Origin of the sequence: Pseudomonas sp. GM48, assembly GCF_000282335.1 — a bacterium.
Taxonomy (GTDB): domain Bacteria; phylum Pseudomonadota; class Gammaproteobacteria; order Pseudomonadales; family Pseudomonadaceae; genus Aquipseudomonas.
The window spans coordinates 1-13,407 of the sequence record NZ_AKJM01000015.1; the positions used below are offsets into that span (position 1 = coordinate 1).

The 13,407-nt window shown below is 60.2% G+C and carries 13 protein-coding genes; 9 read left to right on the top strand and 4 right to left on the bottom strand.

What is annotated here, in order from left to right; translation table 11 throughout:
- Positions 1 to 294: 294 nt before the first annotated feature.
- Positions 295 to 1,500 carry a molybdopterin molybdotransferase MoeA gene (locus PMI28_RS26045; protein ID WP_007982106.1) on the bottom strand — a complete coding sequence of 402 codons (1,206 nt, stop codon included), beginning with the start codon at positions 1,498 to 1,500 and terminating at the stop codon, positions 295 to 297.
- Positions 1,497 to 2,036 (bottom strand): molybdenum cofactor biosynthesis protein B, encoded by a 540-nt coding sequence (gene moaB / locus PMI28_RS26040; protein ID WP_007976036.1) that lies wholly within the window; start codon positions 2,034 to 2,036, stop codon positions 1,497 to 1,499. The genes PMI28_RS26045 and moaB overlap by 4 nt, the downstream gene beginning before the upstream one ends.
- A 298-nt stretch (positions 2,037 to 2,334) precedes the next feature.
- Between moaB and PMI28_RS26035 the strand changes: the two genes are divergently transcribed.
- From PMI28_RS26035 to PMI28_RS26005, 8 genes are all read left to right on the top strand, one after another.
- Positions 2,335 to 3,225, top strand: a complete 891-nt coding sequence (locus PMI28_RS26035; protein WP_007982109.1) for a LysR family transcriptional regulator — start codon at positions 2,335 to 2,337, stop codon at positions 3,223 to 3,225.
- A gap of 146 nt (positions 3,226 to 3,371) precedes the next feature.
- Positions 3,372 to 4,199: a formate dehydrogenase accessory sulfurtransferase FdhD gene (fdhD, locus tag PMI28_RS26030; RefSeq protein ID WP_007982111.1), complete on the top strand. Its 828-nt coding sequence runs from the start codon at positions 3,372 to 3,374 to the stop codon at positions 4,197 to 4,199.
- Positions 4,200 to 4,242: 43 nt separating this feature from the next.
- Positions 4,243 to 4,749, top strand: a complete 507-nt coding sequence (gene moaC / locus PMI28_RS26025; protein ID WP_007982114.1) for a cyclic pyranopterin monophosphate synthase MoaC — start codon at positions 4,243 to 4,245, stop codon at positions 4,747 to 4,749.
- Positions 4,746 to 4,997, top strand: a complete 252-nt coding sequence (gene moaD, locus PMI28_RS26020) for a molybdopterin converting factor subunit 1 (protein WP_007982117.1) — start codon at positions 4,746 to 4,748, stop codon at positions 4,995 to 4,997. The genes moaC and moaD overlap by 4 nt, the downstream gene beginning before the upstream one ends.
- Positions 4,998 to 5,000: 3 nt before the next feature.
- A complete protein-coding gene (gene moaE, locus PMI28_RS26015; RefSeq protein ID WP_007982119.1) occupies positions 5,001 to 5,489 on the top strand; it encodes a molybdopterin synthase catalytic subunit MoaE in 489 nt (162 codons plus the stop codon).
- Between the two features lie 44 nt (positions 5,490 to 5,533).
- Positions 5,534 to 6,892, top strand: coding sequence for a chromate efflux transporter (gene chrA, locus PMI28_RS26010; RefSeq protein ID WP_007982121.1), 1,359 nt, complete (start codon positions 5,534 to 5,536; stop codon positions 6,890 to 6,892).
- A 51-nt stretch (positions 6,893 to 6,943) separates the two neighbouring features.
- On the top strand, positions 6,944 to 7,078 hold the full coding sequence (locus PMI28_RS31375; protein ID WP_274517530.1) for a hypothetical protein: 135 nt from the start codon (positions 6,944 to 6,946) through the stop codon (positions 7,076 to 7,078).
- 274 nt (positions 7,079 to 7,352) lie between these two features.
- The gene (locus tag PMI28_RS26005; RefSeq protein WP_007982124.1) at positions 7,353 to 8,636 is read left to right on the top strand and encodes an NAD(P)/FAD-dependent oxidoreductase; all 1,284 of its coding nucleotides are present in this window, start codon (positions 7,353 to 7,355) and stop codon (positions 8,634 to 8,636) included.
- Between the two features lie 480 nt (positions 8,637 to 9,116).
- On the opposite strand, the gene PMI28_RS26000 is transcribed toward PMI28_RS26005, so the two are convergent.
- A complete protein-coding gene (locus PMI28_RS26000) occupies positions 9,117 to 9,899 on the bottom strand; it encodes a DeoR/GlpR family DNA-binding transcription regulator (protein ID WP_007982125.1) in 783 nt (260 codons plus the stop codon).
- Positions 9,900 to 10,354: 455 nt separating this feature from the next.
- Between PMI28_RS26000 and speF the strand changes: the two genes are divergently transcribed.
- Entirely contained in the window at positions 10,355 to 12,538 is a 2,184-nt protein-coding gene (gene speF, locus PMI28_RS25995; protein WP_007982126.1) for an ornithine decarboxylase SpeF, read from the top strand.
- Positions 12,539 to 12,587: 49 nt separating this feature from the next.
- On the opposite strand, the gene ppk2 is transcribed toward speF, so the two are convergent.
- A complete protein-coding gene (ppk2, locus tag PMI28_RS25990; protein ID WP_007982127.1) occupies positions 12,588 to 13,406 on the bottom strand; it encodes a polyphosphate kinase 2 in 819 nt (272 codons plus the stop codon).
- Position 13,407 lies beyond the last annotated feature (1 nt).

The following is a 13,407-nucleotide window of genomic DNA, read 5'->3' on the forward strand; positions in this document are numbered from 1 at the left end:
CCGCTCCCACAAGGGATTGTGGCCGGCCGCGGGATTGGCGTTCACTGAAGATCAAAACTGTGGGAGCGGGCTTGCTCGCGAAAGCGTCAGGTCAATCGACATCTCTGTTGGATGGGCCGGTCTCTTCGCGAGCAAGCCCGCTCCCACAAGGGATTGTGGTCGGCCGTGGGATTGGCGTTCATTGAAGATCAAAACTGTGGGAGCGGGCTTGCTCGCGAAGGCGTCAGGTCAGGCAACATCTCTGTTGAATGTGCCGGCCTCTTCGCGAGCAAGCCCGCTCCCACCGAGTCAGTGTCAGAACAGTTCGCTGAAGGGTATGAACCGCGCTGTGTCGCCCACTTCCAGGGTGCAGCCTTCCGGCACTTCCACCAGTCCATCGGCCCAGGATGCGCCCAGCAACACGCCTGAACTCTGGTTCGGATAGAGCACCGCCCGACCGGCTTCGAGTTTCGCCCGCAGGTACTCGCGGCGACTCCCGGGTTTGGGCCAGGCAAAGCCGACCCTGACCGGGAAACTCAACGGCTCGACGTCTTCCACGCCCTGAATCCGCAACAGATAAACCCGGGCCAACAGGCCGAAAGTCACCAATGCCGATGTAGGATTACCCGGCAGGCCAATCACCGGCACGCGGCCGAAGTGGCCCACGGTCAACGGCTTTCCGGGTTTGATCGAGAGTTTCCACAGCAACGGTTTGCCGCACTCGCGCAGCACCTGGCCGAGGCAGTCGGCGTCACCGGCGGACACACCACCCGTGCTGAGCATCAGGTCTGCCGTGTGTTGCAGCTGTTCGAGCTTGAGCCGCGTCTGGCGTGGCTCGTCGGGAAGAATGCCGGCATCAATCACCTCGCAACCCAACGCATTCAACCAGTGGTTCAACAATGTACGGTTGCTGTTGTAGATGCTGCCGGGCTTGAGGGGATTGCCCGGCTCGACCAGTTCATCGCCGGTCGACAACAACGCCACCCGCGGTCGCCGCACCACCTGCACATGGGTGCAGCCCTGCGCCGCCGCGACCGCCAGTTCGAACGGACCGAGGCGCTTACCGGCATGCAGCAGCACATCGCCGACGCGGTTTTCCTGGCCTTGCGGGCGGATGTTACTGCCGGCGCTCAGTGGCTGCTTGAAGCAGATACGCCCGTCATCCAGTACCTCGGTGTTCTCCTGCATCTCCACGCAGTTGGCACCCGGTGGAACAGGAGCGCCGGTGAAGATGCGCGCGCAGGTTCCCGGTGCCAGGGCTTCGGGGGCATGACCGGCAAACACCTGTTGCGACACGGCCAGCGGTTCCCCGTCCCAACCCTCGACATTCAGGGCAAAACCATCCATGGCGCTGTTCGGCCACGGCGGCAGATCGAGAGTCGCCACCAGGTCATTGGCCAGTACCCGTTGCCTGGCGGCACTGAGCGGCACCGCTTCACTGTCTTCAATCCACCGCGCCTCGGCCATTGTCAGCAAACGGTCGATGGCCTCCTCCACCGGCATCAAGGGTGATCGACTCATCCCCGCGTCCCGCAGGCTTGCACAGGCTTAAGGTGCGGCACGAAATTGCATGGCCGGTGGCGAGCGTCGAGCTGTTCGGCGAGGATGCCTTCCCATGCGGTGCGGCAGGCGCCCGTGGACCCCGGCAGGCAGCAGACCAGCGTGCCATTGGCCAGCCCGGCCAACGCCCGGCTCTGCACTGTCGAGGTGCCAATGTCGAGGATCGAAATCGCCCGGAACAGTTCGCCGAAGCCATCGATCTGCTTATCCAGCAAACAGGCCACAGCCTCGGGTGTGCTGTCGCGACCGGTGAACCCGGTACCGCCAGTAATCAGCACCACCTGAATGCCGTCGTCGGCAATCCAGTTCGCCACCTGCGCGCGGATCTTGTAGAGGTCATCCTTGAGCAGGTTGCGCTCGCTCAGGGTGTGGCCGGCTTCCAGCAGACGACTGACGAGTAACTGGCCGGAGGTGTCATTGGCATATTCACGGGTATCGCTAACGGTCAGCACGGCAATATTCAAGGGTATAAACAACGCATCCGGTTTGACGCTCATGGGATTCTCCGGCAGGCATGAATTAAATAGCTAAATTAAATAACTTCCTGAGACTAATTCGATAAATCGAGCCGTGTCTAATCACTCTAACCAACCAGACTATCGAGCCTATCTATCAATATAAAAAGACCAGAAAAGGCATCAGTGATAGAGCCCATCGATAACCCCTTAAATACCAGTGATTGGACGCACGCCGAAGACAATGAGATCGTCCGCACCTCATGTTTTCTACCTCGCCTTGTGTCTTGCGCACCTGAGTCAATACTTACCCCTCACTCCCCCGCCAGCAGGTGCCGTCATGGACATCAAACAACTCAAATTCCTGATCGCCCTGGAGCAGACCCGCCACTTCGGCCAGGCGGCTGCGCGCTGCCACATCACCCAGCCCACGCTGTCGATGCGCCTGCGCAACCTGGAGGATGAACTGGACCTGGTGTTGGTCACCCGGGGCCAGCGCTTCGAGGGTTTTACCCAGGCTGGCGAACGCGTACTGGCGTGGGCCAGAACCCTGCTGGCCGCCCACGACGGGCTCTTCGCCGAGGCTGCCGCGTGCCGGGGACAACTCGTCGGTAACTTGCGCCTGGGGCTGGTGCCACTCAGCAGCTTCAACCCTGTTACCTACATTCAGGGCCTGTCCCGCAGCTTTCCCGAGCTCAAGTACAGCCTGTCTTCCTTGAGTTCCGACCAGATCATCGAGGGCCTTGGCAACAATCAACTGGACCTGGGCGTGTGCTACCTCGATCACGTCAACCCGAGCTATTTCGAGTTTTTCGAGATCGGCGAGACCCGCGTCGGCCTGCTGTACGACACCCGCCACTTCCATTTCGACGGCACGCAAATGAGCTGGGAGGACGCCGCTGAACTGCCGCTGGGGATGCTCAGCAACGGCATGCACTACCGCAAATCCATCGACCTGAGTTTTCGCAGCCGCGGACTGGACCCGCAGCCGATCCTGGAAAGCGATTCGACTTATCAGTTGCTGCAGGCGATTCACGAAGGTTTCTGCTGCGCGATCATGCCGCTGGACAGCGGCCTGGAAGAGCCCATCGAACACCTGTCGTTCATCGAATTGCCGGATGCCAGCGTACTCGCGCCCCTGGGCCTGGTGATGCGCAAGACCGAGCCACGTTCGGCGATTGCCGAGAAGTGTTTCGCCGAAGCACGAACTTTATTCAGTCGGACTAACTGATCAACTTTCGGTTTTATATAAAACCGAACCGGACATGTTTGGCCAGCCTGATAGACATCACCAATCGGCGAATCGGAACAAGCGATTGGACGCTCTGGAAAGTTACCCGTAGCCTGAACTCAATTCAGCGCTTCGAGGTTCTTTTCATGTTGTGCCAAGTTGATCAAGCCGATGTTCGAAGCGATACCAACGCCCCCGCACCCAAACCGCTGAGCGTGAACTTTCGCGAATACGACAACACCGCGACAGTCTGTCAGGCAGCGCTGGCCGCCGAGATCGCCCTGGCAATCACCTACAACGGTTTGAGTCAGGCCGTGATGATGGTCTCGCCGGGCAACCTGGAAGATTTCATCCGAGGCTTCAGCGTCAGCAACGACATCGTTGAGGACCAGAACGAAATCTACGACCTGCGCCTGACCCACTTCGACCAGGCCGTTCAGGCAGACGTGCAGATCTCCAGCCGCGCGTTCTGGGCACTGAAAAAACATCGTCGACAAATGGCCGGTACCAGTGGCTGCGGCCTGTGCGGCGTAGAAGCGCTGGAGCAGGCCCTGCCGAAACTGGACATTCTCGACCCGGTTGCCCTGCCGCCCGCCGAGCACTTCATCGACATTCGCAGCCGCATCGAACAGGCACAACAAATGGCCCGCAGCAGCGGCGCACTGCACGCAGCGCTGTACTTCGACAGCCAAGGCAACGCGCAGATCTGCCGCGAAGACATTGGCCGCCACAACGCACTGGACAAGTTGATCGGCGCCCTGCAGCACGCCGGCATCGACAGCCGCAGCGGCTTCACCGTGGTCACCAGCCGTTGCAGCCTGGAATTGATCCACAAGGCCGTCAGAGCCCGGCTCGGCACGCTGGTCAGTCTGTCGGCGCCCACCGCCCTGACCGTGCAATGGGCGATCAAGCATCGCCTCAACCTGATTCACGTCCCCCACCGTAACGCACCACGCATTTACAGCCCGGCATGATGCCTTCACCTGATCACCGCGCTGGCAAGCGCAGGAACTTCCCATGACAGACATTTCAAATGCATCGGCCAATGGCCTGACCCACCTCGACAGCCAGGGTCGCGCCAACATGGTCGATGTCAGCGAAAAAACCCCGACGCAGCGTGAAGCCCAGGCCCAGGCCTGGGTGCGGATGCGCCCGGAAACCCTGAAGCTGATTCAAAGCGACGGCCACCCCAAAGGCGACGTATTTGCCGTGGCGCGGATCGCTGGAATCATGGCGGCGAAAAAAACCCATGAGCTGATCCCGCTGTGCCACACCCTGCTGCTCAGTTCGATCCACGTCGAACTCAAGGCCTGCACACCGGACAGCGTGAAAATCCTCGGCACCTGCCGCGTCGAGGGCCAGACCGGGGTCGAGCTCGAAGCCCTCACCGCCGTCAGTGTGGCGGCGTTGACCCTCTACGACATGTGCAAGGCCGTGGACCGCGGCATGGTCATCGATGACATCCGCCTGCTCAGTAAACACGGTGGCCGCTCCGGTCATTTCAAGTTCGAGGACGCACAATGATCCTGATCAATTACTTCGCCCGTTACCGCGAGCAGCTCAACCTGGGCGGTGAAAAACTGCCCCTGACCGACAGCCTCAGGACCATCGAAGACGTGCGCCGCTTGCTGATGGCTCGCGGCGAGTTGTGGAGCCAGGTACTCGGTGAAAGCAACCTGATGTGTGCACTGAACCAGGAGCTGTGCCATCCGGACCGGGTGATCGAAGACTATGACGAGATCGCCTTTTTCCCACCGGTCACCGGGGGTTGAGGCATGACGGTTCGGGTCCAGCGTGAAGTGTTTGACATCAGCCAGTTGATCGACAGCCTGCAGGCGAATGATCCGGGCGTGGGTGCCGTGGTCAACTTCGTCGGCTACGTGCGTGACATCAATCAGGGTGAGGCGGTCACCGGGTTGTTTCTGGAGCACTACCCGGGTATGACCGAACGCTCACTGCAAACAATCATCGACGACGCCAAGGCCCGATGGCCACTGCGGGGCGTAGAGATCGTGCATCGGATCGGCCCGTTGTCAATCAGCGAGCCGATCGTGTTTGTCGGCGTCAGCAGCCAGCATCGTCAAGCCGCTTTCGAAGCCTGTGCGTTCATCATGGACTACCTGAAAACCAGCGCGCCGTTCTGGAAGCGCGAAGAAGGGGCGTCCGGCACACATTGGGTCGACGCCCGTGACAGCGACCGATCAGCCATCGAGCGCTGGGCAGATACGCAGCCTCAAGCGACTATGCAACGCGCTCCGGCGTAGCTACAGTCATTGGCTCAAAGATCCTCTGCACAAGGAATTTCCGCTTGAGCCCCACGCCCTCCCCGGTCACCGAACAGGTTGTGCCGCAGCCCCGGTCTATCAGTCTGCACGAAGCCTTTTTGTTCTGGCTCAAGCTTGGTTTCATCAGTTTTGGCGGGCCGGCGGGGCAGATTTCGATCATGCATCAGGAACTGGTCGAGCGCCGGCGCTGGATCTCCGAGCGGCGCTTTCTGCACGCCCTCAACTACTGCATGTTACTGCCCGGGCCTGAGGCTCAGCAGTTGGCGACTTACATCGGCTGGCTCATGCACCGGACCTGGGGCGGTGTGATCGCTGGCGTGCTGTTTGTATTGCCGTCGTTGTTCATCCTGATTGCGCTGTCGTGGGTTTACATCGCCTTTGGTGAAGTGCCTGTGGTCGCCGGACTGTTTTACGGGATCAAGCCGGCGGTCACGGCCATCGTGGTGCAGGCAGCTCACCGGATCGGCTCGCGGGCGCTGAAGAATGGCTGGTTATGGGGCATCGCCGCCGCGTCCTTCGCGGCCATCTTCGTGCTCAACATGCCGTTTCCGCTGATCGTGCTCGGCGCGGCGGTCATCGGATTTTTCGGCGGACGACTGGCGCCGGAAAAATTCAGGGCCGGTGGCCACAGCGCGGCGAAAAAATCCTTCGGCCCGGCAGTGATCGACGATGACACCCCAACCCCTGAACATGCCCGTTTCAGTGGCTTTAAACTGGCGCGTCTGGCCGTTATCGGGGCCATTCTGTGGGCACTGCCCATGGCCATGCTCGCCGCGTTGTTTGGCTGGGAAGGCACGCTGACCCAGATGGCCTGGTTCTTTACCAAGGCTGCGCTGCTGACCTTTGGCGGTGCCTATGCCGTGCTGCCGTATGTGTATCAGGGCGCGGTCGGCCATTTTGGATGGCTGACACCGACGCAGATGATCGACGGCCTGGCGCTCGGTGAAACCACCCCCGGACCGTTGATCATGGTCGTCGCCTTCGTCGGTTTTATCGGTGCCTACGTGCATCAGGTCTTCGGCCCGGATCAGGCCTTTGTCGCCGGCGCCGTTGCCGCCACGCTGGTGACCTGGTTCACCTTCCTGCCTTCGTTCCTGTTCATCCTCGCCGGCGGACCGCTGGTTGAGTCGACGCACAACGAACTCACATTCACCGCACCGCTGACGGCCATTACGGCCGCCGTGGTTGGCGTGATTCTCAATCTGGCCTGTTTCTTTGGCTACCACGTGCTTTGGCCCAAAGGCTTCGCAGGACCACTGGACTGGCCGTCGCTGCTGATCGCCATGGCGGCGGGCATTGCCTTGCTGCGGTTCAAGCGCGGAGTGATCGAGGTCTTGATCGGCTGCGGATTGATCGGCCTGGTTGTGCACCTGATGTTCTGAATCAAACATTTACACGCGTCACAATCCTCCCTAGTATCCAGCCATCCCCGGATGGCTTGTACTGCACGCCACCGACGATTTCCGCCGCTGGAAACCTGCGCCATGCGTACTTTGCCGTCAGAACAGCACCTGCTGAACCTCTCGATCCAGGCCACCGCGCTGCTGGCCGTGGACGGCATTGCATGAAGCGCATCGTCAACCTGCCCATGGCCCTGCGCCGTTCAAAATTGCGTCACTCCGCACGTCCGCCGGATAGCGCCCTGCTCGCCTGATTGGCGAGCTCCTTCCTTACACGCTCAGCCATACACAGAACCTGTGGGAGCGGGCTTGCTCGCGAAGAGGCCCGCACATTCAGCATTTGTGGTGACTGACACTCCGCTTTCGCGAGCAAGCCCGCTCCCACAGTGACTGCGCTCGCCTGACCGGCATTGGTTTCTCCCAATTCTGCCTGGACACTGACATGACTCAACGTTGCAATTCCTACTACACCGCCACCCTCAACCAGGACACCGATTACCCGACGCTGCAAGGCCGGCACAAGGTTGACGTGGTGATCATCGGCGGCGGCTTCACCGGTGTTGCCACCGCCGTCGAGCTGGCGGAAAAAGGCCTGAAGGTCGCCATCGTCGAAAGCCACAAGATCGGCTGGGGCGCCACCGGACGTAATGGCGGCCAGGTCACCGGCAGCCTGTCGGGCGATGAAGCCATGCGCAAACAGATGCGCCGCACCATCGGCGATGAAGTCGACGATTTCATCTGGAACCTGCGCTGGCGCGGACACCAGATCATCCGGCAGCGCGTGGAAAAATACGGCATCGCCTGCGACCTCAAGCACGGTCACCTGCACGCCGCGTACAAACCCGCGCACATGGACGGCTTGCGCAAGGATTACAACGAGGCGGTGCACCGTGGCATGGGCGACGAGGTCAACCTGCTCGACCGCAGCCAGGTACGCGACCTGCTGCAAAGCGACCTCTACCACGGCGCGATCAAGAACACCCGCAACATGCACCTGCACCCGCTCAACCTGTGCATCGGTGAGGCTCGCGCCGCCGAAAGCCTGGGTGCGTTGATCTTCGAAAACAGCGAAGTGCTGGAGATCATTCATGGAGACACGCCTGGAGTACGCACCGCCCACGGGCACATCGACGCCAATCAGGTGCTGCTGGCCGGCGACGTCTACCACAAGCTGGAACCGGGCAAGCTCAAGGGCAAGATTTTCCCGGCCATGGGCGGCATCGTCACCACCGCGCCGCTGGGCGACCTGGCCAAACAGATCAACCCCGAAGACCTGGCGGTCTACGACTGCCGCTTCGTGCTCGACTACTACCGCCTCACCGCTGACGGTCGCCTGTTGTTCGGTGGCGGCGCCAACTACAGCGGCAAGGATTCGCGCGACATCGCCGCCGAACTGCGCCCGTGCATCGAGCAGACCTTCCCGGCGTTAAAAGGCGTGGCCATCGATTACCAGTGGAGCTGCGCGATGGGTATCGTGATCAACCGCATCCCTCAACTGGGCAAGCTGTCGGACAACGTCTGGTATTGCCAGGGTTACTCCGGCCACGGCATCGCCACCACCCACATCATGGGCGAAATCATGGGCCGGGCGATCACAGGGAAACTGGAACAGTTCGACACCTTCGCCGCCTGCCAGCACATCCGTGTGCCGATGGGCGACCTGCTCGGCAACCCGATGCTCGCTGCCGGCATGTGGTACTACCAGATGCTTGAGCGCCTGCGCTGAGCCATTGGCTGCACATCCGGCATTGATGTTGTTTGTGCTGGCCTCTTCGCGGGCAAGCCCGCTCCCACAGGGATTGATGTCGACCACAAAAATCGAGGCCGGCACACACCCCTTGTGGGAACGGGCTTGCTCGCGAAAGCGGTGCGTCATTCAGCAGTGATGTCGGCTGAAAGTACGCCATCGCGGGCAAGCCCGCTCCCACAGGGATTGATGTCGACCACAAAAATCGAGGTCGGCACACAACCCTTGTGGGAGCGGGCTTGCTCGCGAAAGCGGTGTGTCATTCAGCGGTGATGTCGGCTGAAAGTACGCCTTCGCGAGCAAGCCCGCTCCCACAGGGATCGATGTCGATCACAAATATCGAGGCCGGCACACAACCCTTGTGGGAGCGGGCTTGCTCGCGAAAGCGGTGCGTCATTCAGCGGTGATGTCGGCTGAAAGTACGCTTTCGCGAGCAAGCCCGCTCCCACAAAAAAACACTCAAACCTGCACCACTTCGATCCCCAACGCCCGGTAGTCCTCGACATTACCTGACGCCACATGTCGTTCGGTGATCAGCGTGTGCACACGGTTGCAAGGCGCGACGACAAAGGGTTCCACCGCGCCGAGTTTGTCCGCCGTAGTGACGGCAATCACGTGGGAGGCGCAGTCGAGCATCGTCTGTTTCACCGGCACTTCATCAAAATGCAGTGAGCTGAGTCCCACCTGCGGGTGAATCGCGCACACCCCGGTAAACAGCAGATCAGCCTTGATGCCCGCCAGCAGCCGCAGGGTTTCGTGGCCGCTGGCCGACATTGTTGCCGGGTTGAGCTGACCGCCGGCGAGAATCACCTTGATGCCTTTGTACTCAGACAGGGTAATGGCGGTCATCGGCGACGCGGTGATCGCGGTAATGGCGATGTCCGCCGGCAGCGAACGAGCGATCTGCAAGGTGGTGGTACCGGAATCGAACACCACGATCTGACCGTCCTGCACCCGTCGCGCCGCCAGTTGCGCCAGGTGGGTTTTCACCTCGTCGGTTTCGCTGATCCGGGTGAAATAGTCCTTGCCCGTGTCTTTGGGCCGCGGCAATGCCCCGCCGTGTACTCGCTGCACCAGGCCGGCACTGGCCAGTTCCGCCAGGTCGCGACGGATGGTGTCTTCGGACACGGCGAAATGCTGGCTCAACTCCGAGGCCATGACCCTGCCGTCACGTTCGAGGATCAACAGGATTTTTTGCCGGCGGACAGACGGAAGTTCGGCAGCAGAATGGATATCGTGCATGTTTTTGCTCGTTTGTGCGTGTCTTGTGCGCAAAGCTGCGTGTTTGTGCGAGGTTAGCCAAAGCACGGGGCAAACACAAACGGGCGGCCGGGCAAACGCCTCCAAGTATCATTTTTTTCGATCTTTCAAATCATTACGCCGAATTTTTTATTTTCCTGTGACCTGTTCAAGATGGCGCCGTCAATCATGTTTTGGATGGAAACCTCATGAATATCAATTTTGCTTTTGCGTGCATGATCGTGGTCTCGTTTACGATCGCACTGGTTCACGCTTGATCCATGGGTCGTCACCTGGTGACAAGATGTGCAAGGTCGCAGCAAAAGGCCTGACAGATCAGGAATATGCTCTATAAACAGTGGTGACATGATTTCCGATCCGGAGAACTGGAAGGCTCCCTCGGAAGTTGATCTCTGAAAAGCCGTGGGCAATTGAGTGCCCGCCAGGAGACACCACCAATGAAAGCTCTGAAAATCGCCGCCAGTGATGGCACATCCGAATGTTTTCTGAACGCCCGTGAGGTGGTTCCACTTAGCCAAACCGACTTTACCGACGTCGCCGTGGCCGTGGTGTCGGTCAATGATGTGTTGGCCGGAGCCCTCGACACCATTCAGCGCACCGGTTTTGATGTTCCGATTTTCCTGGTGCCTTCCCCCGGCACCAGCACCCGCCCCCGAGAAGTCTACAAACACCTGAACGACGTGCTGCTGCAAGTGAACGGCATCTTCGACCTGTCGCCCAGCAACGTCGAATACCATGGCAACCAGCTGGAAACAGCCGCCAAAGCCTATGAAGAAAGCCTGCTGCCGCCGTTCTTCGATGCGCTCAAACACTACACCGAGTCAGCCAACGCGACCTTCGCCTGCCCGGGCCACCAGGGCGGCCAGTTCTTTCGCAAGCACCCGGCCGGCCGGCAGTTTTTCGATTTCTTCGGCGAGACGCTGTTTCGCGCCGACATGTGCAACGCCGACGTCAAACTCGGTGACCTGCTGATCCACGAAGGCCCGGCGCTGCTGGCGCAAAAACACGCGGCGCAAGTGTTCAACGCCGACAAAACCTACTTCGTGCTCAACGGCACCTCGGCGTCGAACAAGGTGGTGACCAACGCCCTGTTAACCCCGGGCGACCTGGTGCTGTTCGACCGCAACAATCACAAGTCCAACCACCAGGGCGCACTACTGCAGGCCGGGGCCACGCCGGTCTATCTGGAAACCGCGCGCAATCCCTATGGTTTCATCGGCGGCATCGACGCCCACTGTTTCGAAGAAGACTACCTGCGCGAACTGATTGCCGAAGTCGCCCCGGACAAGGCCCAGCTGCCACGACCCTTTCGCCTGGCGATCATTCAACTGGGTACCTATGACGGCACCATCTACAACGCCCGGCAAGTGGTCGAGCGCATCGGCAAGCTGTGTGACTACATCCTGTTCGATTCGGCGTGGGTCGGTTACGAACAGTTCATCCCGATGATGAAGGACTGCTCGCCCATGTTGCTGGACCTTGACGAGAACGACCCCGGGATCTTCGTCACCCAATCAGTACATAAACAGCAGGCCGGTTTTTCCCAGGCCTCCCAGGTGCACAAGAAAGACCGGCACATCAAAGGCCAGGCCCGCTATTGCAACCATCACCGGCTCAACAACGCGTTCATGGCCCAGGCCTCCACCAGCCCGTTCTACCCGCTGTTCGCCTCGCTGGATGTGAATGCACGCATTCACTCGGGCCGCAGCGGCCTGCGTCTGTGGGAAGACTGCGTGAGGTTCGGGATTGAAGCGCGCAAGTTGATTCTCGAAGCCTGCACCATGATCCGCCCATTCGTGCCATACACCATTGAAGGGCGCGCGTGGGAAGACTATCCAACAGAAGAAATTGCCAATGACATCCGCTTCTTCGAGTTCCATCCGAAGGATCGCTGGCACGCCTTTGCCGGCTACGCCGAGAAGCAGTACTTCATCGACCCGTGCAAGTTGCTGTTCACCACGCCGGGCATCGATCCGGTCGATGGCAGCTACACCGATTTCGGCATTCATGCCGGCATCCTGGCCAATTTTCTGCGCGAGAACGGCATCGTCCCGGAAAAATGCGACCTGAACTCCATCCTGTTCCTGCTCACCCCGGCCGAAGACTGGGCGAAGATGACCCACCTGGCCGCGCAAATCGCCCGTTTCGAACGCTTCATCAGCGATGACGCCCCCGTGAGCCGGGTGCTGCCGGCCATCTACGCGCAACATCAGGAGCGCTACCGCAACTACACCATTCGCCAGCTCTGCCAGGAAATGCACGACCTTTACCGTCACCACAACGTGCAGCAATTGCAGAAGGACATGTTCCGCAAGGAACACTTCCCGAAAAAGGCCATGAACCCGCAACAGGCGCAAATCGAATACATCCGTGGCAACGTCGAACTGGTGGCGCTGGCTGACGCCGATGGTCGCGTTGCGGCCGAAGGCGCGTTGCCCTATCCACCGGGTGTGTTGTGCGTGGTACCGGGTGAAATCTGGGGTGGCGCGGTGTTGAAGTACTTCCTGGCCCTGGAAGAAGGCATCAACCGTTTGCCCGGCTTCACACCGGAGTTGCAAGGCGTGTACCTGAAGCAGGAAGGTGGTCGCACCCGGGCGTATGGGTACGTGATCAAGGCCTGATGGCATGCAGCAGGAGCCGGCCCGGGCTGGCTCCTGCCCAATGCATCGATCAGAATTTTTCCGGAATGAACTTGAACGGATAGTTCGGATCCCGATAGTTACCGGGACTTTGGCGCTTGGGCAGTTTAACTTTTGCCCGCGGTACATCCTCGTAAGGAATGCTGTTCAGCACATCGCTGATGATGTTCAGACGTGCCCGGCGCTTGTCATTCGAGTTGGCGACCCGCCAAGGGGCGAATTCGGTGTCGGTGGCCTCGAACATATCGTCCCGGGCCCGGGAGTAGTCGTACCAGCGGTTATAGGACTTGAGGTCCATGGGCGACAGCTTCCAGATCTTGCGTCCGTCGGTGATACGCTCCTTGAGGCGTCGGGTCTGTTCCTCCTGACTCACTTCAAGCCAGTACTTGATCAGGATGATTCCCGATTCGACCAGTGCATGCTCGACTCGCGGCACCACGGTGAGAAATGCGCGCACCTGCTCGTCGCTGCAAAACCCCATGACCCGCTCGACACCGGCGCGGTTGTACCAGCTGCGATCGAAGATCACCACTTCACCGGCCGCCGGCATGTGCGGCAGATAACGTTGCACATACATCTGGCTTTTTTCCCGCTCGGTCGGCGCCGGCAACGCTATCACCCGGAACACCCGCGGACTGACCCGTTCGGTCAGTGCCTTGATGGTCCCGCCCTTGCCGGCGCCATCACGGCCCTCAAAGACGATGCAGACCTTGGCGCCCGAGTGCTGCACCCACTCCTGCAGCTTGACCATCTCGACATGCAGCCGCGCCAGCTCCTCGAGATAAACCTTGCTCTTGAGCTTGCCGCTTTCAACCGGTTTGCTTTTCGTTGCAACCTTCTTCTTTGCCATG